This window comes from Streptomyces sp. NPDC001406, from assembly GCF_042895285.1.
Lineage (GTDB): Bacteria > Actinomycetota > Actinomycetes > Streptomycetales > Streptomycetaceae > Streptomyces.
Map to the genome: position 1 here is coordinate 331,881 of NZ_JBIAWG010000006.1, position 22,840 is coordinate 354,720.

Consider the following 22,840-nt stretch of genomic DNA (forward strand, 5'->3'; position numbering starts at 1 on the left):
GCGGGTCCGGGAGGACGAGATGACGGTTGTGAATGCCCTGCTCGCCGCCCTCGGCGCGCTCCTCGTGGGCGCCCTGGCCCTGCTCTGGCGGCTGCGCCACCTCTTCGGCCGGGAACGCCTGCGGCTGCGGGACGAGATCGCCCGTCTGGAGGCGGCGCTGCCGCCGGCGGACATCGCCCAGGAGCTCTGGCGCTCCCGGGCCGAGGCCGAGGACGCGGTCCGGGAGCGGGACACGGCGCGCACGAGGGCGGCGCTGCTGGAGAACTCGTTGACCGAGGCCCTCACGGACCGGGACGAGCTCGGCAGGGGGCGCGACGGACTCCTGGCGGAGCGGGACCGACTCGCCGAGGAACGCGACCGTCTGACCGCCGCGCGGGACGAACTCGCCGAGCGTCACGGCAAACTGACGGCGAAACACGAGCGCCTCCGCAAGGACCACAAGCGGCTCTCCGAGCAGCTGGCCGAGACCCGGTCGCAGCGTGACGAGGCGCAGCGCGTCGCGGACGAGGAGGCGTCGCGGCGCAAGCTGGCGGAAGAGCGAGCGCTGCCGCGCGACAGCGCCCAGATGAGCCATCCGGGCATGCGGGCACAGCTCGACCGCATTCGTAGCCTGATCGACCCCGGCGGCACCTCAGCACAGCCGCTGTCGAACATCCGCGACCTGTTGCCCGTGATGCCCCAGCATCCCTCGCTGAGTGCCGACGCCGTGGCCGACAGCGTCGTCGACGGTGCCGATCTGGGCGCGGTGGTGGTCCGGGCGGTGTCGACGTGCGGAGACCGGCACCGACGGGAGCGGCAGCACCGCCGCGATGCCGTACTGCTGCGGATGCCCACGGCGCGGGGCCGGCGCCATCTGCTGAGTACGGTTGCGGCCGGAGCGCCGGACGGCGCGTGGTCGCAGTCCGCGGCGGCACATGTGTGCCGGGCGCTGGAGATGCAGGTGGTGCGGAGCGCGGACGCCCTGGCCGAGGGGCTGGACGGCCCGGCGACCGATCCCGTTCCGTCGGGGGCGCAGGCGACACTGCGGCTCGCCCTGCGCGATGTCGGCCGGGCCGTCGAGGTGGAGGGCAGGCAGCGCGGGTGGATCGCCCTGGACGGCTCGCCCGCGGAGCGGGCGACCGCGACCGGGGTGACGGCCGTGCTGACCCCGCTGGACGACCGGCAGTCCCGGACGCATCTCGTGTTCGGCGTCGGCGACGGGTCCGTGCTGCGGCTGCGCAAGGGACGCTGGGAACAGGTGTTTGCCGCTGCGGGAGCCCCGGGCGCGACGGCCGGCCCGCTGCCGGACAACACCGCGGTGAACTGGGCTCTGGTGGAGACCCTGCCCCGGGAGCTGCTGGTGGTGTGCACCCGTCCGGTGACCGACCTGCTGCTGCGGGAGGACACGGGACGGCAGTTCGCCGACCTGTGGTCCGCGGGGCAGCCGACGCTGCCGTGGTTCCTGTCCAGTGTCGTCGCGAAGGTGGAAGCGGCGGTGGAGGACCGCAGCCTGGTGTGTCTGTGGGACTTCGGGTACGCGGCCGACGCGGAGGAGGACCTCTTCTGGGACGCGGGCCCCGTCGGCTCGCCCGGTTCGCGGGTGGGCTGAGGCCCCGTCAGCCGACGAGGCCGTGGCGTTGCCCCAGGGCGTCCGCCCTGGGGTCCGCGGGGTTCCGGCGCCGCAGGATGGTCACGAGCACTCCGGCCACCGCGCGCACGCCGGCGTCGGACCTGTCGGCTGCGGGGCCGAGGCGGTCCCGCAGCCTCCGCAGTGCCTCCTCGGCATGGGCCACGGCCTTGTCGTGCTCCCTCGGGTCGGACACGCGCCGGGCGAGGTCGGAGTGGTATCCGGCGAGATTGCACAGCGACTGCGCGAGGCGTTCCTCGAAGGCGGGGTTCTCGGCGGCGAGCAGCTCGCGGGTGCGGACCGCGGCCCTGCCCCGTCTGAGCGCGGTCGGCAGGTCGCCCGCGTCGGCGGCGAGGCGGCCCAGCAGGTCGAGGACCTCGCTGAGTTCCTCGAAGCCGGACGTTCCCCCGGCGTGGAGCTGCCCCAGGATCGCCAGCGCCTCGTCGCCCGCCTCCCGCGCCTTCGGGATGTCGCCCACGCTGCCGTACGCCGCGCACAGCACCGACAGCGCGTCCGCGAGCCCGGCCTCGTTCCGCCGGTCCGGTCCCGGTTCTGCCGCGCGGAACGTCTTCACCGCCTCCTCCGCCAGCCGCACGGCCGAGGCACGTCGGTCCTCGTCGCCGGCCTGCTGCAGGACGCTGGCGATGTTCACGAGGATGCGGGAGCGCTCGGTCGGCTTCAGCGCCGGCTCCTCGGTCCGCCGGACGAGCAGCAGCGCCTCGTCGACGGACTCCCACGACTTCTCGGTCTGTCCGTCACCCAGTTCCAGCGACCCGAGCGTGGCCAGGGCGCTCGCCAGGCCCGCCCGGTACGCGGCCGGATGGTGCTCGGCCAGCACACGCCATGCGTCGACCGCGCGGGCGGCCTCGCGAAGGGCCTCATGCGACTGGCCCGCCCGGGAGTAGGAGCGGACCCGTTCGTCGGCGCTGCGGGCCAGGTCCACGCCCGTGGTGGCCCGGTCCGCGTCGTAGGGGGCGAGGCGGCGGTCGATCGCGGCGACTCCGACCGCGAGGTCGGCACCGCGGTGCCTGGGCAGCTCCGCACGGATCCGCACCAGCAGGTCGGTGTGCTCGGTGGTCTCGGCGAAGGTGGCGAGGAAGGTGCCCCCGGCGCGCACCGCGAGCTTCGGGTGGTCCCTCAGCAGCGGATGCAGGACCGCGCTCGCGACATGGGACCAGCGGCGTGAGGTCTCCGCGAGCATGGTCATCGCGTACGGCGTCCACGGCGGCCCGTCGGGTTCGGAGTCCGACGGGAGGAGCAGCCGTTCCGCGAGTTCCTGCGCCTCCATCTGGGCGGGGTAGTCCGCACTGTGGCCGGGGATGGTGAGCGCCAGGAAGTCCTCGCCCAGCCGGTCCGGGTACAGCGGCTCCAGGGCGGCGCTCTGGGCGCCGTCGAGGGGCGGATAGCACTGGCGGTGGAGGTTCAGCAGCGGGTCGATGACCTCGTCGGCCCTGATGCCGGCGCGACGCAGGGCCCTGCGCGCCTGTCGCACCGGCAGTCCGCCGGTGACCGTGGCGACGAAGACGGCTCGTCTGACCTGGTCGAGCGTGAGCCCACGGAAGTCGCGGTGGCCCAGGACGTCCTCCCACTGGGCTCGCTCGCGGGCGAGCAGATCCGCGGACACGGCGACCGGGTCGACGGGGGCGGGCGTACCGGACAGCTGTGCCAGCACGTCCACCAGGGCCGCCATGTGCACCGTCAGGACGAGGGAGAAGTCGCGCAGGTTCCAGTCGGGTTGTCTGTCGATGGGTTTGGGGCGCACCCGGTCGAGGGGGACGCCGAGTGCCTGGGCGTAGCCCTCGCGCGCGGTCTGGAACTCCATGGGCCGGTGACTCGGGTCAGGGGTGTGCGAGGTGAGGGGGACGGCGTTGTGCAGGGCGATGACGGTCGGCAGACGCGAGGTGAGGGCGGTCCACCAGTGGCCGGTCATCCGGGCGAGCAGCAGGACCCGTAAGGGGCCGGAACCGGACGAGGCGACGAACTCCAGCAGCGCGCTCAGTTCCTCGGTCGGCCACCGGTCGGCGTAGTCGACGACGACGAGGGTCCCGGCGCCGCCGGAGCGCCAACGGCCCCCGGTGGCCTCGCGCAGCACGGAGACCTGCTTCGGGCGGCGGACGGCGTGCCAGGCCTGCCATCCCCCCTCCGCCCATTCCTCGGCCAGATGGCGGGCGAAGCGCGTCTTGCCCTGGCCGCCACCGGCGTACAGGACCCTGAGGCGCGCGCCGCCGCCCTCGCGCCAGACGGCGAAGTTCGCCAGTTCGCGTTCCCGGCCGTGGAAGGGGACGACGGCGCGGTCGGCCCGCAGCAGGAGGCTCGGGGTGATACGGGCCCCGTCCGGCTCGACGGGGTCGAACTGCTCGGGGTAGCGCCGCAGTACGCAGCTGGAGCCCGGAGCGCTCACCACGTCGGGCGTCCCGGTGTCGGCGGTCCCGGCGGTATCGGGCCCGGGGTCCGGCGGGGGACGCCACTGACGGTTGCGGACGAGGGCGAGGTAGTCGCCGTGGCCGGCCTGACTGTGCCGGGGACGGGGCATCCGCCGCTCGCGCAGCCCGCGGACGACGGCGGTCGTGACGGCGCGCAGGGTGAGGGCCCAGTCCGGTGAGGGCACACCACCGCGCAGCGTCTTGAGCAACTCGCCCGTGAAGACGGTGTGTTTCTCGCCGCGTACGGCGATCGAGATGCTGTCGCGGGCGGACGAGGTCAGGATGTAGGCGCTGCTGGGTTCGATCTCCCGGTCCATCACGGACTCCATGTCCGACATGGCGGTCGCCATACCGCTCCAGCAGCAGTCCAGGATGATCACCGCATGGCGGGCCCTGCGTTCGGTGACGATCTCTCTGATGTCGGCGAACGGGATCTTCCGCGCGCTGAGGGTGTCGCCGGTGGAGGTGACGGTCGGCAGGACGAGCTGGGACTTGAGGATGGCTCCGTGGCCCGCGAAGTACACCACCACGGTGTCCTCGGCGCTGTTCGCGGCGGACAGCACGCGCACGAGGACTTCGGTGGGGTCCTCGGGGTCCTCGATCACATCGCAGTGCTCAGGAGGCAGGCCCCAGAGGTCCGGGTCGGTGAGGACCGCCTTGAGGTCGGCGAGGTTCGTCGCGACCGCGGGCAGGGGTTGCCAGCGGTCGGGGTCGGCGTAGCGGCTGACCCCGATGAGGACGGCCCGTGACTTCGCCGGGTCCGGGTGGTGGATCACGCTTCGCCACCCGGGACGAGTGGTTCTTCCCCGCCCGACGGCTGCTGTTCCTCGCCCGACGCCTCGTCGCCGCCCTGGGCGAGAAGTTCGAGCAGTTGCCGTGACATCTCAAGGGCGGCTTGATGGTCGCGGGCCTGGCGCACCTCGAACTCCACGCTCCGCGATCCGCACGTCACCTTCATGCTGATGCTCCGCTGACGGCCCGCCAGCCAGGCGGTGAGGGCCTGGACCAGGGCGGCGCCCACCCCGCCCGCCCCGAGCACCATCACCAGGTCCTTGATCACGCCGCTCATCGCACCGTCGACGCCGGGCGCCGGCCGCGCTTCGACGGCGAGCGGGCGCAGTTCCGGGTCTCGGGCCAAGTCGTGACGCAGATCGTCGAGTTCGATGTGCGGCCGCTCAGTGCCGAGGATCTCCACCACCAGCTTCATCGCCTCAGCTTGGCAGATCCCGCACCAAACCATATGACGTTCGGGCAAACCACTGAACGGGCGGATGTCCCGTGACATGCCCTCCGAGGATCGGTTCCGCACTTCGCCGCACTGCGCGCCCTGTGCGCAAGCAGAGACGAGCGGCGAAGCGCGGAACCCCTCGGGCTACGACGTCAGATACGCCTCCACCTCACTGAACTGTCCGGCGGGCCAGCCGGTGTTGGCGCTGACCGTCAGGCGCAGATGGCGCAGGCTGGTGCCACCCGGCAGGGAGACGGTCGCAGTGTTTCCGGTTGCCGGGTCGAAGCGGTAGCCCTGCGGGCCGACCACCGTGGAGTAGGTGGCACCGTCGGTGCTGCCCAGCACCGTGATGGTCTGGGTCCGTGCGCCCCAGGCGGACGACGGCGGCAGCTTCAGCACCAGTCGGCGCACGGCCTCGGTCGAGCCGAGGTCCACCGTCCAGGACTGGGGGAAGGCGTTGTTGGTGGATTCCCAGTAGCTGTTCGGGTCGCCGTCGACCGCCTTGCCGGGCGTGTAGACGTCCTGCGAGCCGGTCGCGGTGGCCGGGCGGCCCTTGGCCAGGTTGCGGTTCGGGTCGGGGTCCGGGTTGCCCTGGCCGGGCTGGGGCCAGGTCGAGCAGTCCGACCAGGTGCTGCTCCAGCCGGAGTTGCCGCCGGCGTCGGTGAGTGCGAAGGACCCCGAACTCGCGGGGTAGGGGCAGTTGTAGACACCGGCCGCGCCGACGCCGGTGGCGGTGACGTTGCGGAAGGTTGCTGCGCCCTGGGCCTCGGCCTGGACCACGACCGTGCCGGTGTTTTGCACCGTCGCGCCGTCCACGGTGACGTTCCTGACCGGGTGACCCTGCCCACCGCCGGAGACGAACTCGAAGGCGCTGTAGGGGCTGTCCGTGATCGTCGTGTTGGTGATGCTGACGGTGGCGTTGATGGCACTGTCGTACGAGTCGACGCGCAACGCCCCCATCGGATGGTTCCAGTTGGGATTCATGGCCCCGGTGCGGACGAGGGTGTTGCCGTCGACCGTGATGGTGCCCGCGAGGGGGTGGAAGGGGTCGAGGAACTTCTGGTTGGAGATCGCGATGCCGCTGCCGAGGGCGTTGGTGTCGGAGATCAGGTTGTTCCTGACCGCGATGTCGGTGCCGCCGTAGATCGCGATGCCGTTGGCGAGGTTGGGCTGCGAGATGGTGTTGTTCTCGAAGCTGCTGTTCGTGTCCGGCGCGTACAGGGACCACATCGCGAGCGAGTCGTCGCCCTGGCTGCGCAGGAAGTTGTTGCGGACGCGGACGCCCCTCGCGGTGCCGTTGAGGTTGAGGCCGTCGGCGGTGGTGTCGAGGATGCGGTTGTTCTCGACGACCAGGTTGTCGTTGTTGCCCATCAGCCAGAGGCCGACCTTGAGGTGCTGGAGCCACATGCCCGACACCGAACTCCCGGGCCCGAGCGAGCCGTTGACGAAGTTGTCCGGGTTCGAGTCCACCCGCTCGGTGACCTCGCCCATGACCGCGAAGTCCTTGATGTGGACGTTCCCGGCGGAGGACGACTGGTCGATGAAGCGGGAGGTGTGCACGACGGAGTACCAACTGCCGGCGCCCTGGAGGGTCACGTTCTGCACGCCGCTGAGCGAGGACGTGAGCCGGTAGTCGCCGGGCGGGATCCAGACCACTCCTCCCTGTGCGGCCGCGATGGCGTCCCGGAACGCCTGGGTGGAGTCGCCCTGACCGCTGGGGTCGGCGCCCTTGGAGGTGACGGACACCGAGCCGGCTGGCTGCGACGCGGCCGCGGCGACCTGCTCGAAGTCGGCGACGTCGACGGTGACCTGGGTGCCGGTCGACTGGAACGCGATCGTGTCGCCCGCCTGGACGTCCCGGCCGAGCAGCAGCCGGGCGTCGTCGAAGAAGTGGTGCGTCCTGGCGCCGGGGATCCAGCCCGTGTCGATGTACGAGTACTTGGAGGTGACGGGCAGGGACTTCGCGAGCCTGGTGCCGTTGACGTACACGTCGAGCGTGCCGGACTGGCCGTCCGGGACGCTGTAGGCGACGTTCACGGCATTGGCCGCGCGAGGCACGGTGAACTCGACCCGCTGTCCCGAGCCGAGCCGGACGGCCTTGCGTCCGGAGGCCTCGGAGGCGAGGGTGCCCTGGGTGTAGTCGGGTCCGATCTTCGTGCCGTTGGTGGTCGCCGACTCGGCCTCGACGGAGGTGAACGGGAGGGAGGCGCCCGCTGCGGCGTGGGCGGCCGGGGCGAGGGCGACGAGCATGCCGGCGGCGAGGGCGACGGCCGCGCCGACGGCTGGCATGCGCCTGACATATCTGAGGGTGCTCTGCTGCATGTGCTGATCCCTTCGAGGTGGGGGTGCGGGGATAGCAAGGCGGCGGCTCAGACCCGGAGCCAGGCCGCCGTGTCCTGCGGGAGGCGGCCCCGGTGGTCCAGCGGGCCGCTGGCGAGCAGGAGTCGGGTGTGCGCGGGCAGTTCGGCGGGGGCGGCCGCGAGGTTCACCACGCAGAGCGCACCATCCGCGCCATCCGCTCCCTCCGCGCGCGTGAAGGAGAGGACGCCCTCGGGGGCGGGCAGCCAGGTGAGGGGGCCGTCGCCGAACGACGGGCGCAGCCGGATCGCCTCGCGGTAGAGGCCGAGCATGGAGTCCGGGTCGTTCTGCTGCCGGTCGACCGCGTACGAAGGCCAGGCGGCCGGCTGCGGCAGCCATGGTTCCTCGCGGGAGCCGAAACCCGCGTACGGCTCCCCCGCCGCCCAGGGCAGCGGCACCCGGCAACCGTCGCGGCCCGGGGCGGTGCCGCCCGAGCGGAAGTACATCGGATCCTGTGTCCGGTCCGAGGGGATGTCGGCCTCCGGCAGCCCCAGCTCCTCCCCCTGGTACACATAGACCGCCCCGGGCAGGGCCAGCGACAGCAGCGCGGCCGCGCGGGCCCGGCGGGTGCCGAGGGCGAGGTCCGTCGGCGTACCGAAGGCCTTGGTGGCGAAGTCGAAGCCGGTCTCCTCACGGCCGTACCGGGTGACGGTGCGGGTCACGTCGTGGTTGCACAGCACCCAGGTGGCCGGTGCGCCCACCGGCGCGTGTTCGGCGAGGGTGGTGTCGATCGACGTGCGAAGCCTCGTGGCGTCCCAGGGGCAGGCCAGGAAGGAGAAGTTGAAGGCCGTGTGCAGCTCGTCGGGGCGGAGGTAGCGGGCGAAGCGTTCGGGGTCGGGGAGCCAGACCTCGCCGACGAAGACACCGTCGTACTCGTCGGCCACCGCGCGCCAGGAGCGGTAGATGTCGTGCAGCTCGTCGCGGTCCACGAAGGGGTGCGGATCGCGGCCGCCGGCCAGGTCGGGGAGGTCCGGGTCCTTGGCGAGCAGGGCCGCGGAGTCGATGCGGACACCGGCCACGCCCCGTTCGAACCAGAAGCGCAGGATGTCCTCGTGCTCGCGGCGGACGGCCGGGTGCGCCCAGTTGAGGTCGGGCTGCTCGGGTGTGAACAGATGGAGGTACCAGTCGCCGTCGGGCAGCCGGGTCCACACGGGCCCGGTGGAGCCGACGAACTGGGACGGCCAGTCGTTCGGCGGGAGTTGGCCCTGCGCACCGCGCCCCGGCCGGAAGTGGAACAGCTCGCGCTCGGGGCTGCCGGGGCCCGCCGCGAACGCCGCACGGAACCAGACGTGCTGGTCGGAGACATGGTTGGGCACCACATCGACGATGGTGCGGATGCCCAGCTCCCGCGCCTCGGCGATGAGTTTCTCGGCCTCGGCGAGCGTCCCGAAGGCCGGGTCGACGGCGCGGTAGTCGGCGACGTCGTAGCCGCCGTCCTTCATGGGTGAGAGGTACCAGGGGTTGAACCACAGGGCGTCCACGCCGAGTTCGGCGAGGTACGGGAGCCTCGCCCGGACGCCCGCGAGGTCGCCGACGCCGTCGCCGTCGCCGTCCGCGAAGCTGCGTACGTACACCTGGTAGATGACGGCGGAGCGCCACCAGTCGGCGTTTCGGGCATGGGGGGGCTGTCCCACGGTGCCTGCCTTTCTGTGTCGGTAAGGAGGGCGGCGTCAGCCCTTCGTGCTGCCCGCGCTGATCCCGGCGATGATGTGCCGCTGGAAGACGAGGAACAGGGCGACCATCGGGATGCTGGCGATCACCATCGCGGCGATGAGCACGGTCAGCTGGATGTTCTGCGACAGCTGGACGAGGGCCACGCTGATCGGCTGCTTGTCGGTGTCGGAGAAGACCATCAGCGGCCACAGGAAGTCCTGCCACACGGCGACCAGCGCGAAGATCGACACCACGCCCAGGACCGGCCGGGACATGGGCAGCACGATCGACCACAGGATGCGCAGCTTTCCGGCGCCGTCGATCTCGGCGGCCTCCAGCACATCGCGCGGCAGCTGGTCGAAGAACCGCTTCAGGAGATACAGGTTGAAGGCGTTGGCGACGGCCGGCAGCCAGATCCCGAGGGGGTCGTTGAGCAGGCTGGTGTGGACCAGTGGCAGGTCGGCGACGGTGAGGTACTTGGGTACGACGAGTGCCTGGGCCGGGACCATGAGGGTGGCCAGGATGCCGCCGAGGATCACCTTGCCGAAGGCGGGCCGCAGCCGGGAGAGGGCGTAGGCGGCGGCCGTGCAGAACACCAGCTGGAACAGCCAGGCTCCGGACGCCTGGACCACCGTGTTCCACAGATGCCGGGGCAGTTGCATGAGGTCCCAGGCGTCGGTGTAGCCAGTGAGGTGCCAGTGCTCCGGCACGAAGGTGGGCGGGGTCCGCGCCACCTCGTCCGGCGACTTCGCCGCGCCGGTCACCATCCAGTAGACCGGGAAGAGGAAGGCGAGCGCGAAGAGGACGACGACGCCGGTGAACACGGTCCAGTAGACGGCCTTGCCGCGCGGGCGGGCCAGCGTCGCCGGGGAGACGAGGGTCCGGGTGCTCATGCGTCCCCCTCGGAGCGAGTCAGTCGCAGATATACGGCGGAGAAGAGGCCGAGCAGCACCAGGAGCATCACACTCAGCGCGCAGGCGCCGCCGAAGTCGTTGTAGAGAAAGGCGTACTTGTAGATCAGATAGAGGACCGTGACGGTGGCGTTCTCCGGTCCGCCGCCCGTGATCACGAAGGGTTCGGTGAAGACCTGCATGGTGGCGATGATCTGAAGGAGCATCAGCATCAGGACAGCGAAGCGGGTCTGCGGGATCGTCACATGCCGGATGCGTTGCAGCAGTCCGGCGCCGTCCAGTTCGGCCGCCTCGTACAGCTCGCCGGGGATGGACTGGAGCGCGGCCAGATAGATCAGGACCGTGCCGCCCATGTTGGCCCAGGTCGCGACGATGACGAGGGAGACGAGGGCGGTGTCGGCGCCGTTGGACCAGTTGGAGGTGGGCAGATGCAAAGAGCGCAGCGCCTCGTTGGCGAGGCCGGCTCCGGGGTCGTAGAACCACTTCCACAGCAGGGCGCTGACCACCGGCGGGATCATCACCGGCAGATAGACCACGACCCGGAAGAACGCCTTGGCGTGCCGCAACTCGTTGAGGACCAGGGCGAGTACGAAGGGGATCGCGAAGCCGATGAGCAGGGCGAGCAGGGTGAAGGTGAGGGTGTTGCGCCAGGCCGCCGCGAACTCCGGGTCGTGCAGGACGCGGGTGAAGTTGGCGGTGCCGACCCACTGGGGCGGGGAGCCGGGCGTGTACTTCTGGAAGGCGATGACGACCGCGCGGATCGCCGGGTACCAGGAGAACAGGGCGAAGCAGAGCAGACCGCCGAGGAGGAAGGCGTAGGCGCGGGCCTGGTCGGCCAGGCGGCGCCGCCTCCGGTCCCCTGCCGGAGGCGGCGCCTGTACGGGGCGTACGGCGATCTGCCCGACGGGTCGCGGCGCAACCGTCTTCGTCATCGGTGTCAGCTCCTGGCCAGGATGCCGTCGATCTTGCCGGAGGCGTCCACCAACAGCTGGTCGATGTCGGCGTCCTTCTTGGTGAGGACGGCGGAGACGGCTCCGTCGAGGACGGAGTAGATCTGCTGGGCGTCCGGCGGCTCGATCTTCATCTGCAGCTGCTGGTTGCCGTCGAGGAAGGCCTGGTAGTTCTCCACCGGGACATTGGCGTTGGCCTTCTTGACCTGCTGGTCCTTGACGTCGGCCGGGCCGGTGAACAGCCGCGGCTCGGGCAGGCCCACCGGCGCGTCGTGCTGCTTGGCGCGGGCGTAGTCGCCGAGGAAGCCGTCGCCCGGGGTGAGGAACATGTGGTCGAGCCACTTCAGGCCGGCCCTGATCTGCGCGGGCGTGTCCTTCTTGTTGAACATGTAGCCGTCGCCGCCGATGAGCGTGCCCTTGCCGCCGGGCATGGGGGCCAGGGCGAGGTCCTTGTAGTTGCCGCCCTTCTCCTTCACCAGGATCGGGATGTTGTCCGGCGCGGAGAGATACATGCCGAGCTTGCCCGAACCCATCAGCTGCTGGACGTCGTTGATGACGAGGAGCTGCTTGCTGCCCATCGAGTCGTCGGTCCACCGCATGTCGTGCAGGTTCTGCAGGACCGCGTGGCCCTCGGGGGTGTCGACGGTGGCCTTCTTGCCGTCGGCCGACACGACGTCTCCGCCCTGTGAGTACAGCTCGGCCGTGAAGTGCCAGCCGCCCTGGTTCTGGGCGCTGTAGTCGGCGTAGCCGACGGTGCCGCCGCCGAGCGCGGCGATCCTCTTGGCGTCGGCGCGCACCTCGTCCCAGGTCGCCGGGGGCTTGTCGGGGTCGAGGCCGGCCTTCTCGAAGAGCGTGCGGTTGTAGATCAGCCCCATGGAGTATCCGGTGCGCGGTATGCCGTAGACCTTGCCGTCGACGGTGTAGATGTCGCGCAGCTGCCGCTGGATGGTGGGGTAGCTCTTCAACTCCTTGAGGTACGGGGTGAGATCGGCGGCCTGGCCGATGTCGACGACATGCCGGGCGTCGGTGAAGTACGTGTAGAAGACGTCCTCCATCTGCCCGCCGGCGAGCTTGGCGTCGAATGTCTTCGGGTCCTGACAGGGGAACGCGTCGTGTGCGACGACATCGATGTCCGGGTTCTGCTTCTCGAAGGAGGCGGTGTCCTCCTCGAAGAACGCGCGGTCGACCTTGGCGCTCTTGGGCGGCTCGCAGTTGACGGTGATGCGGGTCTTGCCGCTCGCCGTGTCGTCGCCCGATCCGCAGGCGGAGGCGCAGAGCGCGAGGGAGGAACAGACGCCTAGCGCGAGGAAGGTACGGCGGAACCCGGTGCTTCTCATCGGTGGACCCCTCTGGGCAGGAGCGGTGGGCGTCGCACACTCAAGCACCGGCGACATCTCTTTGCAAGATGACGCGCAGAATCTGTAATTATTCGACAGTCGAGCGGATCTCAGGGACGAGGAGCTTGCGCGGTCGATCCGCGGACCACCAGCTCCGGTTCGAAGAGCAGTTCGTCGGCCGCTACGGCACTGCCGCCGATCTGCGCGTTCAGCAGTTCCACGGCGGCCTTGCCCATGGACTCGATGGGCTGGCGGACCGTGGTGAGGGGCGGCTCGGTGCAGTTCATCAGCGCGGAGTCGTCGTATCCGACCACCGAGATCTGCGAGGGCACGCCAAGTCCCTTGCGCCGGGCGGCCCGTACGGCTCCCAGGGCGAGCGGGTCGCTGGCGCAGATGAACCCGGTGACCCCGCGGTCGATGAGCTTGGCCGCCGCCGCGTGGCCGCCCTCGATGGAGAACATGGCGCGGGCCACGAACTCGTCGGGCAGCTCTCCCCCGGCGATCGCCCGCGCCGCCGCCAGCTTCCGCGCCGACGGCACATGGTCCCCGGGACCGAGCACCAGGCCGATCCGCTCGTGCCCCAGGGAGGCGAGGTGCCGCCAGGCCTGCTCCACGGCGACCGCGTCGTCGCAGGAGACGCCCGGGAAGCCGAGGTGCTCGATGGCCGCGTTGACCAGCACCACCGGGATGTTGCGGTCGGCGAGCAGCCGGTAGTGGTCGTGCGGGGCGTCGGCCTGGGCGTACAGCCCGCCGGCGAAGACGACCCCGGAGACCTGCTGCTGCAGCAGCAGCGTCACATAGTCCGCCTCGGAGACCCCGCCCTTGGTCTGGGTGCACAGCACCGGGGTGAGTCCGAGCTGGGCCAGCGCGCCACCGATGACCTCGGCGAACGCCGGGAAGATGGGGTTCTGCAACTCCGGGAGGACCAGCCCCACCAGCCGCGCACGCTCGCCGCGCAGCTGGGTGGGCCGTTCGTAGCCGAGGACGTCGAGGGCGGACAGCACCGCCTGCCGCGTGGCTTCGGAGACACCAGGCTTGTTGTTGAGCACCCGGCTGACCGTGGCCTCGCTGACCCCGACCTTCTTCGCCACTTCCGCAAGTCGTCGTGTCATGAGCGCAAGAATAGCGCAAGAAACGCAAGTCACTTGCGTGAAGTGACCGAGGAGATGTGCGCCTCCAGTTCGAGGGCCATCGGGGCGGCGGTGAAGATCGAGGAGTGGGTGCCGACCACCAGCCCGACGAGCAGGGCGAGGGCGAAGTCGCCGAGCGCCTCGCCGCCGAGCACGGCCATGCCGGTGTTGACCGTAGGCGGCAGCGTCTGCAGGATCGCCTGGTTCGTCAGGTGCGCGAGGCCGGCCCCGGTTCCCGAGCGCCGGCGTTCCCTGATGCGGTCGAAGACGACGACGGAGTCGTTGACCGAGTAGCCGATGAGACACCCACGAGGATCAGCACGTCGTGGGGGAGGGCGGTGACCGCGGCCGTACTGAAGACCCACCGGAACCGTGCGGCGAGATAGAGGAGTTGAGCCCCGAGGGCCACGGCGAGGGCGATCAGCGCCCCCTGACGCAGTTCCCTGCCGAGGCTGGGACCGACCATGTGGTCCCGTACCTTCTGGGTCGCTCCCCCGAGGCCGCGCACGGTCTCGGTGACCGGGGCTTCCTCGGCATCGGTCAACCGGCGGTACGCAGCGCGAGTTGCTCCTGTCCCGAGGACTGCACGACGACGCGTGGGAATCCGGCGTCCGCGAGGGCGGCGCGGGCCCGGTCCGGGTCGACCGGGGTGGCGGTGGAGTACTCGATGAGCCGTCCGCCGGTGAATCCGACCCCGAGGTCCAGACCGCGGGCCGCGATGCCCGAGGCGGCCAGGACGAGTACGGCACCGGAGACGGCCGGCCACCGTCGCGGTGGCGCATCAACTGGGGGTCACGGCGGACGAGCCGGTCCCGGACGGCGCCGGTCCCCGCGACACCGGCCGGGACGGCACCCCGCTGGACGGCTCGCGGGTGACACCCGGAGCACCACCGCGACGCCGGCATGATCCAAACGACATTCCCTAGATCCTGCTCTCCGTCGCCGTGTCCGACGACAGCCGCTGTGCGACGTAGATCGGGATCACCGACAGCAGGACGAGCACCGCCGCCACCACGTTCACCACCGGCGCTTGCTGGGGCCGGGTCATGTTGTCGAAGATCCAGATGGGCAGGGTCTGGATGCCAGGCCCTGCCGTGAACGTGGTCACCACGATCTCGTCGAAGGAGAGCGCGAAGGCGAGCAGTCCGCCCGCGAACAGCGCCGAGCGCACCAGCGGGAAGGTGACATCGGCGAAGGCCCGGAACGTGTGGGCCCCCAGGTCCATCGCCGCCTCCTCGTACGAGCCGGAGGTGCGGCGCAGCCGGGCGACCACGTTGTTGAAGACGATGACGATGCAGAAGGTGGCGTGTCCGACGACCACCGTGAACAGGCCCAGGCCCACCCCGAGCGGCTCCAGGACCGTGCCGAACGCCGAGTTGAGCGCGATGCCGGTGACGATGCCGGGCAGCGCGATCGGCAGGACGACCACGAAGGATAGGGCGTCACGGCCGAAGAAGCGGTGCCGGGCCACGGCGAAGGCGATCAGGGTGCCGAGGACGAGCGCGATGGCCGTGGCGCCGAGCCCCGCCTTGACGGAGACCCACAGCGCGCTGCGCGCACCGGAGTTGTTCCAGGCCACCGACCACCAGTGCGGGGTCAGCCCCGGCGGCGGCCAGCTCGCGCTCCGGTCCGGGTTCAGCGAGTTGACGAGGACCAGCAGCAGCGGCACGTAGATCACCGCGAAGCCGAACCCGGCGGCGACGCGCAGCGCGATGCGCGCGGAACGCGAGAGCTGCATGACGAGAACACCCCTTTGGAGGCTGCTGAGCGTTAGAGGCTGCTGAGCGCGCCCGTGCGGCGCATCGCCAGCAGATAGACCACGATCACGACGACCGGGACCGTGCCGAGCGCGGCGGCCATGGGCAGGTTGAGTTCGATGTTGGAGTAGACGAGATTGCCGATCAGCTGGGTCTTGCCGCCGACGATCTGCACGGTGATGTAGTCGCCGAGGCTGAGCGAGAAGGTGAAGACCGAGCCGGCGGCGACGGACGGCAGCACCATCGGCAGCACGACCGAGCGGAAGGTGCGGCCGGGCCGGGCGCCCAGGTCGGCGGAGGCGTCGAGCAGATTGGCGGGCAGCTGTTCCAGGGCCGTGTGGATCGGCAGGATCATGTACGGCAGCCAGAGGTACGTCAGTGTCAGTACCGCGGCCGGGAGTCCGAACCCCGGCCCGCTCAGCCCGAACGGCTCCAGCATCCAGTCGGCGAGCCCGCCCTGGGACAGGATCAGCCGCCAGGCGTACACCTTGACCAGGTAACTCGCCCACAGCGGGGTGAGGATGGCGACCACGAGCAGCGGGCGCCACTTCGGGCGGGCCACCCGGGCGGTGTAGAAGGCGACCGGAGAGGCGATCACCACGCACAGGACGGTGACCGCGAGGGCCACGCCGATGCTGCGCAGGATCACCTGCCGATAGACGGGGGTGGTGAACAGCTCGTGGAAGTTGTCGGTCGACCAGACCTTCACCACCTCGGAGGTGAAGGAGTTCGTCGTCCAGAACGCGGAGACGAACAGCACGGTCAGCGAGCCGAGGTAGAGCATGACCAGCCACAGCAGCGGGGCGGCCAGCAGCAGGGCGAGTCTGAGCCGCGGGCGGCGGTGCAACAGCCCGGCGGCTCGCCGGACGGTGCCCCCGGAGGGCCGCCCGGCGGTCTGCGCGACGACGGTCATGGTGGGGTTCAGCCCTTGATCTCGGTCCAGGCCTGGACCCACTTGGCGTACGGCACGCACCTGACGTCGGTGCGGCCGTCCAGGCACTGCTCGATGGGCGTGTTCCAGAAGGCGATGTTCTTCCAGTAGGCGGTGTCGGCCGCGTGGTAGGTGGCGCAGAAGTTCTTGTCGCTGGTCTCGTCGCAGGCCCTGGCGTTGGCCGGCGCCTCGCCGAAGTACTCGGCGACCTGGGCGTTGACCTTCGGCGAGACGATCCAGTCCAGCCACTTGTACGCGCAGTTGGGGTGCTTGGCCTTGGCGTAGAGCATCCACGTGTCCGACCAGCCGGTGGAACCCTCCTTGGGCACGAAGGCCTTGACCTTGGCGCCCTCGTCGGCGGCGAGGTTGGCGATGACCTGCCAGGTGGTGCCGACCACGGAGTCGCCGCTCTTGAAGGCGGAGGTCTCCTTGAGGTAGTCGCTCCAGTACTCACCGATGTTCGTGTTCTGCTTCTTCAGCAGGGCGACGGCGGCGTCGAACTTGCTTCTGGTCGAGCGCGTAGGGGTCCTTGATGCCCAGCTCCGGCTTGGTGGCCTTGAGATAGAGCGCCGCGTCGGCGATGTAGATCGGGGAGTCGTAGGCGGTGACATGGCCCTGGTACTTCGCGGCGTCGCCGAAGACCGCGGACCAGGACGTCGGGGCGGGCGTGACCTTCTGGGTGTTGTACATCAGCAGATTGGCGCCGCGGCCGTGCGGGATGCCGTACGCCTTGCCCTTGACCGAGTTCCAGGCCTGCAGCTTCAGGTCGCCGAAGACGTCCTTGTAGTTCGGTACGAGGCCGGTGTTGACGGGGGCGGCGTCGCCGGAGGCGATCAGGCGCAGGGACGCGTCGCCGGAGGCCGACACGGCGTCGTACTCGCCCGTCTTCATCAGCTTGACCATCTCGTCGGAGCTGGCCGCGACCTTGGAGTGGACCTGACACCCCGTCCGCTGCTCGAAGTCGCCGACCCAGTTCACCTTGGGGTCGTTGGAGCCGTCCTCGACATAACCGGCCCAGGCGATCAGGTTGACCTGGCCCTCCGTCTTGCCGAGCTCGGACTGCGCCTTGAGGTCGGGGGGATTGAGGCCGGTGGCCGAGGAGCCGCCGCCGGAGCCGGAGGATCCGCAGGCGGTGGCGACGAGGAGCAGCGCGGCGGCGGCCGCGACGTGGAGGGTTCGGGTGTGGCGCACGGCGTTCTCCATGGGTGAGCAGGGGTTCAGCGGGCGGCGTCGGGGACCTGGACCGTGTGGCGCGGATGCCACTGGAGGCGGACCCGGGCGCCGCGGTAGGCGGCGACGTCCTCGGCGGAGGTCTCCAGGTTCTGCTGGAGGGCGGTGAGGCGGCCGCCGGCGTCGAGGTCGACGAGGAAGCGGGTCGCGTCGCCCAGGTAGACGACCTCGGCGACGGTGCCGGTGGCCGAGGCGTGCTCGGACTCGTCCGCCGTGGCGGACTCCTTGAGGACGCGGATCTTCTCGGGCCGGATGCTGTAGGTGCCGGGGGTGCCGACGACGCGCTGGGCGGACTCGCCCACCAGGAGGTTCGAGGTGCCGACGAAGGACGCGACGAACGGGGTCGCCGGGCGCTCGTAGATCTCGGCGGGGGTGCCGACCTGTTCGACGACGCCCTGGTGGAAGACGGCTATGCGATCGCTCATCGTCAGCGCCTCCTCCTGGTCGTGGGTGACGAACACGAAGGTGATGCCGACCTCGCGCTGGAGCGCCTTGAGCTCCATCTGCATCTGCTCGCGCAGTTTGAGGTCGAGGGCACCGAGGGGTTCGTCGAGCAGCAGGACCCGGGGGCGGCCGACCAGTGCGCGGGCGAGGGCGACGCGCTGGCGCTGGCCGCCGGAGAGCTGGGCGGGGCGGCGCTTGCCGTACCCGTCCAGGCGCACCTCGGCCAGCGCCTTGCGGGCGCGGACCAGGCGCTCCGCCTTGGGCACCTTGCGGACCTTGAGGGGGTAGGCGACGTTCTGTTCGACCGTCATGTGCGGGAACAGCGCGTAGTCCTGGAAGACGGTGTGCACGTCCCGCTCGAAGGGGGCGAGGCCGGTGACGTCCTGCCCGGCCAGTTCGATCCGGCCGTCGGTGGGGGTCTCGAAGCCGGCGATCAGGCGCAGGACGGTCGTCTTGCCGGATCCGGACGGGCCGAGCATCGAGAAGAACTTGCCGTCCCGGATGTCCAGGTCGACGCCGGCGACGGCGGCCGTCTCCCCGAACGACTTCCGCAGCCCTTCGAGCCGGATCGCAATTCCCTCCATGGGCGGGAACCTTTCTGGCGCTCTTGATCGTTGAAGGGAAACCTATGAAGTCATATGTCAAATCTCAAGACTCCCTTATGGTAAAGCTTGAGTCAACGTGCAAGGTGGTGACCGTGAAGCAACCGACGGACGGTGGGGCCCGCAGAGCCGTGTTCGCGCCGGTCGACAACCGGGCGCGGGTGGACACGGTCGTCCGCAGGCTCGGCGACGCCATAGAGCTGGGGCTGCTCGCCGACGGGGAGCAACTGCCCGGGGAGAGCGAGCTGGCCGGGCAGCTCGGCGTGTCCACGGTGACCCTGCGGGAGGCGCTCATGGCGCTGCGCCAGCAGGGCCTGGTCACCACCCGCCGGGGGCGCGGCGGAGGCAGCTTCGTCTCGCTGCCCGCCGTGCCCGGCGAGGAGCGGCTCAAGGCCCGGCTGCGCGGCTGGAGCACCGAGGAGCTGCGCGACCTCGGCGATCACTGGGCCGCCCTGTCGGGCGCCGCGGCCCGGCTCGCCGCACAGCGCACGGAACCGGACGACCTGATCCAACTGCGGCGTACGGCCGTGGAGTTGGCCGAGGCAGAGGACGCGCCGACCCGCAGCCGGATGTACGGCCGCTTCCACGTGGAGCTGGCCGCGGCCGCGCAGTCCGCCCGGCTCACCCGCGAACAGGTGGCCCTGCAGACGGAGGTGGGCGCGCTGCTGTGCCTCGTGTTCGGGGACGACGAATATCGTGAAGAAGCCGCAGACCGTCACCGCTCCGTAATCTCGGCCGTGCAAGATGGGGCGCACGCCTCGGCCGGCACGCTGGCCGAACGGTGCGTACAGGAGTCGACGGCACGGCTCATCGCGGTGCGCCTCACGCTGTAGGACTCGTCACCGGTCCCCGTCCGCTGGAGGGCGCCATGAGCAGGAGCCCCGGTCCCGGCGCCGCCGCGACGCTCGACGCGTCGGCGGAGGAGCGCGTGGCGGCCCGGGTGGGCGACGCACTGGAGGCGGTCTTCGCCGCGGTCGCCGAGACCCGCGCCGACACGGCCGAGCTGCTGGCCCGGGTGCACGCTCGGGGCGGCCGGCCCGCCTCCGCCGATCTGGCCGCGCTCCGTCCGGGGCTGCACCTTCGGCTGGCCCGCCAGGAGTTGGTCTCCGGAGTCGGCTTCGTCGCGGCACCGGGTCTGCTGGCCGACGTACCCGCCTGGCTGGAGTGGTGGCAGACGACCGCCGAGGGGGACGTACGGCCGCTGCTGCTCGACCTCGACCCGAACCGGTCGGCGTACTCGGACTACACGCACTGGGACTGGTTCGCGCTGCCCCGTGACACCGGGCGGCGGGCCGTGGCCGGACCGTACGTCGACTACCTCTGCTCCGACGAGTACAGCCTCACCCTGTCCGCGCCGGTGGAGGTGGCGGGCCGGTTCGTGGGAGTGGCCGCGGCCGACGTGTATCTGCGGCACTTCGAGGCGACCGCGCTCCCCCTCCTGCGCGAGCTGTCCGGCCCCGCCCATCTGGTGAACGCCCGCGGCCGCGTGGCGGCCTCCGCGGACCCGGCCCACCTGGCCGGCTCCCTCACCAAGGGCCCGGACTTCGCGACCGTGCTGGAGCGGGCGCGAGCCACGGCGTTCGCCGGGACACGACTGGTTCCGTGCCGCGGGGTGCCGCTGGTGCTGGTCGTGGGGGCGGGCTGAGCGGGGCGCGGCCCGGAGCCAATGGGGCGGGTGTGCCGCCCGGCGCCGTCGGCGACCTGAACGCCGACGGTGCCGGGTCAGGCGTCCGCGGTCGGTACGACGGTCAGGTGCGTGGCGCTGCCACGCGCGCGGCGGGGGCGGCGCGGGGCCGCGCCGGGGCGGCGGGAGTCGCGCAGGACCAGGGTGAGACGCGTGTAGCCCATGGCCTCCAGCATCTTCGGGGTGTCACCGACGATGCGGCACTCGGTCGCGCCCCAGCGCGGGTCGGGGTGGAGCAGGGGGCGGACGGCGCCGTCGTGCTCCACGGCCTCGTCCCCCACGGCCCGGATCCAGTGCGGCAGACCGTGCCGGTACGCGGCCTCCATGATGGGGTCCTGGGAGATCTCCCGGCGGATGGCCTGCAGCTCATGGTCATGGCCGTAGCGCTCCATGGCCGCCTTGAAGTGCGCCAGCATCGGCAGGCACCAACGCGCCTCGTGCTCCCCGAGGACCGTTCCCGCGTCGGGGTGGAACAGCACGAACCGGAGCAGGTTGTCGCCCGGCATGGCCGTGGGGTGCGGGCCGATGCCGCGGAAAAGTGTCTCGAACGCGCCGTTGGCCAGGACCACGTCCCAGCGGTGGTCGAAGACCACGGACGGGAAGGCGACGGCCTCCAGCAGCGTGGCGTAGTCCTGAAGATATGCCTGGGCCTCGAGACTCTCGGGGACGGGCCGCGGCGCCGACCGCTGCCCACCTGCCTGATATGCCATCGGGAGGTCACCCCTCTTGCCTATGCGGCCTTCACGCGGCGATGTGATCCTGCTGCCCCGACAAGAGTCATGTCAACTATCGTGGCATTTCATGCCTGTTGACGGCTGAAATTGGCCACAGTTGTGGCGAGACCTGGATGTGAGTTCGAACCACCCGCTACTCTCCGGGAAGTTCACGCCACTCGCTTGTGAGAACCCCTTGAAGCCCCTGAGAGACGTAGGAGTTCTGTCGGTGACGGATGGCTACGAGGATCCGGGCGCCACGGCGACCGCCCAGCTGCCGGCCGACGTCGCCCGCGTCGCCGCGCTCGCCGACCGGCTCGGCGTACCGCACGCCGAGGTCTTCGACGTCCGGCGCCTGTGTATCGCCTGCGGCGTCCCCGAGCCCGTGGTCAGGGCCCTGCTGAGCGGGCGGCCCGCGGGCGAGCCCGATGTGCAGGCCCGGTTCCTGCAGCGTCTCGACCTGCTGCGCCGGACCCGGCTCAAGCCGAACGGGCGCAAGTACACCCAGCAGGAGATAGCCGACGGCGCGGGCATGTCCCGGCAGCAGGCCGGCGCGCTCATCAACGGCGACCGGCGCCCCACCATGGAGCACTGCGACGCCATCCAGCGCTTCTTCCGGGTGCACGCGGGCTTTCTCACGGCGGAGGACCCCGAGGCCCTCGCGGGCGCCCTGCGGCGCACCGAGCAGGAGCTGCTGCAGAAACTCGCCGACCGTGAACGGGCCGCGGCCGAGTCCGTGGCGGACCCGCTGGAGCGGCTGCTGCAGGACCACGGCGTCCGCGGGATCGCCTGGCGCGCCGCGCAACTGCCCACCGACCAGCACCGGGACAAGGTCGCGGAGTGGCTCGACATGCTCCTGGAGAGCGTCAAACGGCCCGAGTCGTGAGCCGGGGGAGAACTGTGGGCATCGGCAGGGACATGCGCAGGCTGTGCGGCGAGCTCGTCGGGGAGCTGACGCTGCCCGCACCGGCCCGGCCGCACGACCTGTACACCGCGCTGTGCGAGGCGATGAGCCGCCGCCGCGGCCGTCCCGTCCTCTTCCGTACGGCCGCCTTCCCGCCCGGGACGGCCAGCGGGCTGTGGCTCGACATGACCGACCGGGACCTCATCGTCGTCGAGGAACGCACCGCGCCCGACCACCAGTTGGTGATCCTCGGCCACGAGCTGTGGCACATGAAGGCCGACCACGGCGGCCACCACGTCGAGGGCGTCGCCGTCGCGACCCGGCTGCTGGACAACGACACGGACCAGGCGGCGCTCCAGGCGACCGTCCAGCGGGTGGCCGCCCGCACCCGCTTCCATCTGGACGAGGAACGCGACGCCGAGACCTTCGGCCTGCTGCTGGCCAGCAAGTGCCGCACCTGGCTGGCGGGTTCGGCCCTGCGCGGCCCGGTGCAGCGAAACCACCTGGCGGGCCGCATCGAGGCCTCCCTGGGCTATCTGGGACCGCAGGGCTGAGCGTCGCCCCGGCCCGGCCGGTGCGGTTCCGCCTCCGCTGAGCGGGCGAACCCGGGCGATGGGGTCCCCCCGCACGAGCGAAGCCCGGAGTGCGGGAGAAAGGGCGTTGTCAGTGGTGGACGGCAAGCTGGAGGTACGTGTCCTGCGGGCGCGTGACCGTGAAGCCGACCGGGGAGAGCCGACCGATGCCCACCGCCGTACTGACCGACCATGAGCGCACCGCCGTACAGGCCTACTTGCGACTGCTGCATACGGTGCGTGCGGCCTTCGACGGCCCACCGGACGGCGGCCGCGGCGGCCGTCCGGCCGTGGTCCCGCCCACCGTGCTCGCCGAGGCGGAGCAGGCACTGGCGGACGCGGGACTCACGGGCAACGAGGAGGCGTTCTTCCGGCTGCTGCAGATGTGGTGTCCGCGGCCCTGAGGC

At 71.0% G+C, this 22,840-nt stretch carries 18 protein-coding genes and 2 pseudogenes; 6 read left to right on the top strand and 14 right to left on the bottom strand.

From position 1 onward, the window contains the following. The first annotated feature begins 19 nt into the window (after positions 1-19). Entirely contained in the window at positions 20-1,588 is a 1,569-nt protein-coding gene (locus ACFY1J_RS16955) for a hypothetical protein (RefSeq protein WP_390731417.1), read from the top strand. A 7-nt stretch (positions 1,589-1,595) separates the two neighbouring features. Here ACFY1J_RS16955 and ACFY1J_RS16960 read toward each other — a convergent pair whose 3' ends face one another. The 13 genes and pseudogenes from ACFY1J_RS16960 to ACFY1J_RS17020 all read right to left on the bottom strand — a co-directional run bounded on the left by ACFY1J_RS16960 (position 1,596) and on the right by ACFY1J_RS17020 (position 18,542). Continuing rightward, the gene (locus ACFY1J_RS16960; RefSeq protein WP_390731418.1) at positions 1,596-4,805 is read right to left on the bottom strand and encodes a caspase family protein; all 3,210 of its coding nucleotides are present in this window, start codon (positions 4,803-4,805) and stop codon (positions 1,596-1,598) included. Further along, positions 4,802-5,314 carry a hypothetical protein gene (locus ACFY1J_RS16965; RefSeq protein ID WP_390705490.1) on the bottom strand — a complete coding sequence of 171 codons (513 nt, stop codon included), beginning with the start codon at positions 5,312-5,314 and terminating at the stop codon, positions 4,802-4,804. Before ACFY1J_RS16965 ends, ACFY1J_RS16960 begins: the two co-directional genes overlap by 4 nt. Before the next feature lie 87 nt (positions 5,315-5,401). Beyond that, positions 5,402-7,579: a discoidin domain-containing protein gene (locus ACFY1J_RS16970; RefSeq protein ID WP_390731419.1), complete on the bottom strand. Its 2,178-nt coding sequence runs from the start codon at positions 7,577-7,579 to the stop codon at positions 5,402-5,404. 47 nt (positions 7,580-7,626) lie between these two features. Next, entirely contained in the window at positions 7,627-9,249 is a 1,623-nt protein-coding gene (locus tag ACFY1J_RS16975) for a glycoside hydrolase family 13 protein (protein WP_390731420.1), read from the bottom strand. Positions 9,250-9,285: 36 nt separating this feature from the next. Further along, on the bottom strand, positions 9,286-10,161 hold the full coding sequence (locus ACFY1J_RS16980) for a carbohydrate ABC transporter permease (RefSeq protein WP_390731421.1): 876 nt from the start codon (positions 10,159-10,161) through the stop codon (positions 9,286-9,288). Next, complete coding sequence (locus tag ACFY1J_RS16985; protein ID WP_390705486.1) at positions 10,158-11,111, bottom strand: carbohydrate ABC transporter permease; 954 nt, start codon at positions 11,109-11,111, stop codon at positions 10,158-10,160. The genes ACFY1J_RS16980 and ACFY1J_RS16985 overlap by 4 nt, the downstream gene beginning before the upstream one ends. A gap of 5 nt (positions 11,112-11,116) precedes the next feature. Further along, positions 11,117-12,466 (bottom strand): ABC transporter substrate-binding protein, encoded by a 1,350-nt coding sequence (locus ACFY1J_RS16990; protein ID WP_390731422.1) that lies wholly within the window; start codon positions 12,464-12,466, stop codon positions 11,117-11,119. Positions 12,467-12,576: 110 nt separating this feature from the next. Then, complete coding sequence (locus tag ACFY1J_RS16995) at positions 12,577-13,578, bottom strand: LacI family DNA-binding transcriptional regulator (RefSeq protein WP_390731423.1); 1,002 nt, start codon at positions 13,576-13,578, stop codon at positions 12,577-12,579. A gap of 29 nt (positions 13,579-13,607) precedes the next feature. After that, positions 13,608-14,062: pseudogene (locus ACFY1J_RS17000) on the bottom strand (hypothetical protein). A 456-nt stretch (positions 14,063-14,518) separates the two neighbouring features. Next, a complete protein-coding gene (locus ACFY1J_RS17005; protein ID WP_390705484.1) occupies positions 14,519-15,334 on the bottom strand; it encodes an ABC transporter permease in 816 nt (271 codons plus the stop codon). Positions 15,335-15,366: 32 nt separating this feature from the next. Beyond that, a complete protein-coding gene (locus ACFY1J_RS17010) occupies positions 15,367-16,266 on the bottom strand; it encodes an ABC transporter permease (protein WP_390731424.1) in 900 nt (299 codons plus the stop codon). An 8-nt stretch (positions 16,267-16,274) separates the two neighbouring features. Continuing rightward, positions 16,275-17,487, bottom strand: a pseudogene (locus tag ACFY1J_RS17015) (ABC transporter substrate-binding protein). A gap of 14 nt (positions 17,488-17,501) precedes the next feature. Next, positions 17,502-18,542 (bottom strand): ABC transporter ATP-binding protein, encoded by a 1,041-nt coding sequence (locus tag ACFY1J_RS17020; protein WP_390731425.1) that lies wholly within the window; start codon positions 18,540-18,542, stop codon positions 17,502-17,504. A 77-nt stretch (positions 18,543-18,619) separates the two neighbouring features. Here ACFY1J_RS17020 and ACFY1J_RS17025 point away from each other — a divergent pair, with 77 nt between their 5' ends. Further along, positions 18,620-19,393 (top strand): FadR/GntR family transcriptional regulator, encoded by a 774-nt coding sequence (locus tag ACFY1J_RS17025; protein WP_390705480.1) that lies wholly within the window; start codon positions 18,620-18,622, stop codon positions 19,391-19,393. A gap of 35 nt (positions 19,394-19,428) precedes the next feature. Then, the gene (locus ACFY1J_RS17030) at positions 19,429-20,205 is read left to right on the top strand and encodes a cache domain-containing protein (RefSeq protein WP_390731426.1); all 777 of its coding nucleotides are present in this window, start codon (positions 19,429-19,431) and stop codon (positions 20,203-20,205) included. Positions 20,206-20,282: 77 nt separating this feature from the next. Here ACFY1J_RS17030 and ACFY1J_RS17035 read toward each other — a convergent pair whose 3' ends face one another. Next, complete coding sequence (locus ACFY1J_RS17035; protein WP_390705478.1) at positions 20,283-20,954, bottom strand: hypothetical protein; 672 nt, start codon at positions 20,952-20,954, stop codon at positions 20,283-20,285. 232 nt (positions 20,955-21,186) lie between these two features. Between ACFY1J_RS17035 and ACFY1J_RS17040 the strand changes: the two genes are divergently transcribed. From ACFY1J_RS17040 to ACFY1J_RS17050, 3 genes are all read left to right on the top strand, one after another. Then, a complete protein-coding gene (locus ACFY1J_RS17040) occupies positions 21,187-21,843 on the top strand; it encodes a helix-turn-helix domain-containing protein (protein WP_390731427.1) in 657 nt (218 codons plus the stop codon). 32 nt (positions 21,844-21,875) lie between these two features. Further along, the gene (locus ACFY1J_RS17045) at positions 21,876-22,415 is read left to right on the top strand and encodes a toxin-antitoxin system, toxin component (RefSeq protein WP_390706229.1); all 540 of its coding nucleotides are present in this window, start codon (positions 21,876-21,878) and stop codon (positions 22,413-22,415) included. Between the two features lie 185 nt (positions 22,416-22,600). Continuing rightward, on the top strand, positions 22,601-22,837 hold the full coding sequence (locus ACFY1J_RS17050; RefSeq protein WP_390705476.1) for a hypothetical protein: 237 nt from the start codon (positions 22,601-22,603) through the stop codon (positions 22,835-22,837). Positions 22,838-22,840: the final 3 nt, after the last annotated feature.

What these genes read in the sequence shown, in the direction of transcription:
- ACFY1J_RS16955 (WP_390731417.1), top strand. Translation starts at nt 20, where the DNA reads ATGACGGTTGTGAATGCCCTGCTCGCCGCCCTCGGCGCGCTCCTCGTG.
- ACFY1J_RS16965 (WP_390705490.1), bottom strand. Translation starts at nt 5,314, where the DNA reads ATGTCACGGGACATCCGCCCGTTCAGTGGTTTGCCCGAACGTCATATG.
- ACFY1J_RS16970 (WP_390731419.1), bottom strand. Translation starts at nt 7,579, where the DNA reads ATGCAGCAGAGCACCCTCAGATATGTCAGGCGCATGCCAGCCGTCGGC.
- ACFY1J_RS16980 (WP_390731421.1), bottom strand. Translation starts at nt 10,161, where the DNA reads ATGAGCACCCGGACCCTCGTCTCCCCGGCGACGCTGGCCCGCCCGCGC.
- ACFY1J_RS16985 (WP_390705486.1), bottom strand. Translation starts at nt 11,111, where the DNA reads ATGACGAAGACGGTTGCGCCGCGACCCGTCGGGCAGATCGCCGTACGC.
- ACFY1J_RS16990 (WP_390731422.1), bottom strand. Translation starts at nt 12,466, where the DNA reads ATGAGAAGCACCGGGTTCCGCCGTACCTTCCTCGCGCTAGGCGTCTGT.
- ACFY1J_RS16995 (WP_390731423.1), bottom strand. Translation starts at nt 13,578, where the DNA reads ATGACACGACGACTTGCGGAAGTGGCGAAGAAGGTCGGGGTCAGCGAG.
- ACFY1J_RS17005 (WP_390705484.1), bottom strand. Translation starts at nt 15,334, where the DNA reads ATGCAGCTCTCGCGTTCCGCGCGCATCGCGCTGCGCGTCGCCGCCGGG.
- ACFY1J_RS17010 (WP_390731424.1), bottom strand. Translation starts at nt 16,266, where the DNA reads ATGACCGTCGTCGCGCAGACCGCCGGGCGGCCCTCCGGGGGCACCGTC.
- ACFY1J_RS17020 (WP_390731425.1), bottom strand. Translation starts at nt 18,542, where the DNA reads ATGGAGGGAATTGCGATCCGGCTCGAAGGGCTGCGGAAGTCGTTCGGG.
- ACFY1J_RS17025 (WP_390705480.1), top strand. Translation starts at nt 18,620, where the DNA reads ATGGTAAAGCTTGAGTCAACGTGCAAGGTGGTGACCGTGAAGCAACCG.
- ACFY1J_RS17030 (WP_390731426.1), top strand. Translation starts at nt 19,429, where the DNA reads ATGAGCAGGAGCCCCGGTCCCGGCGCCGCCGCGACGCTCGACGCGTCG.
- ACFY1J_RS17035 (WP_390705478.1), bottom strand. Translation starts at nt 20,954, where the DNA reads ATGGCATATCAGGCAGGTGGGCAGCGGTCGGCGCCGCGGCCCGTCCCC.
- ACFY1J_RS17045 (WP_390706229.1), top strand. Translation starts at nt 21,876, where the DNA reads ATGCGCAGGCTGTGCGGCGAGCTCGTCGGGGAGCTGACGCTGCCCGCA.
- ACFY1J_RS17050 (WP_390705476.1), top strand. Translation starts at nt 22,601, where the DNA reads ATGCCCACCGCCGTACTGACCGACCATGAGCGCACCGCCGTACAGGCC.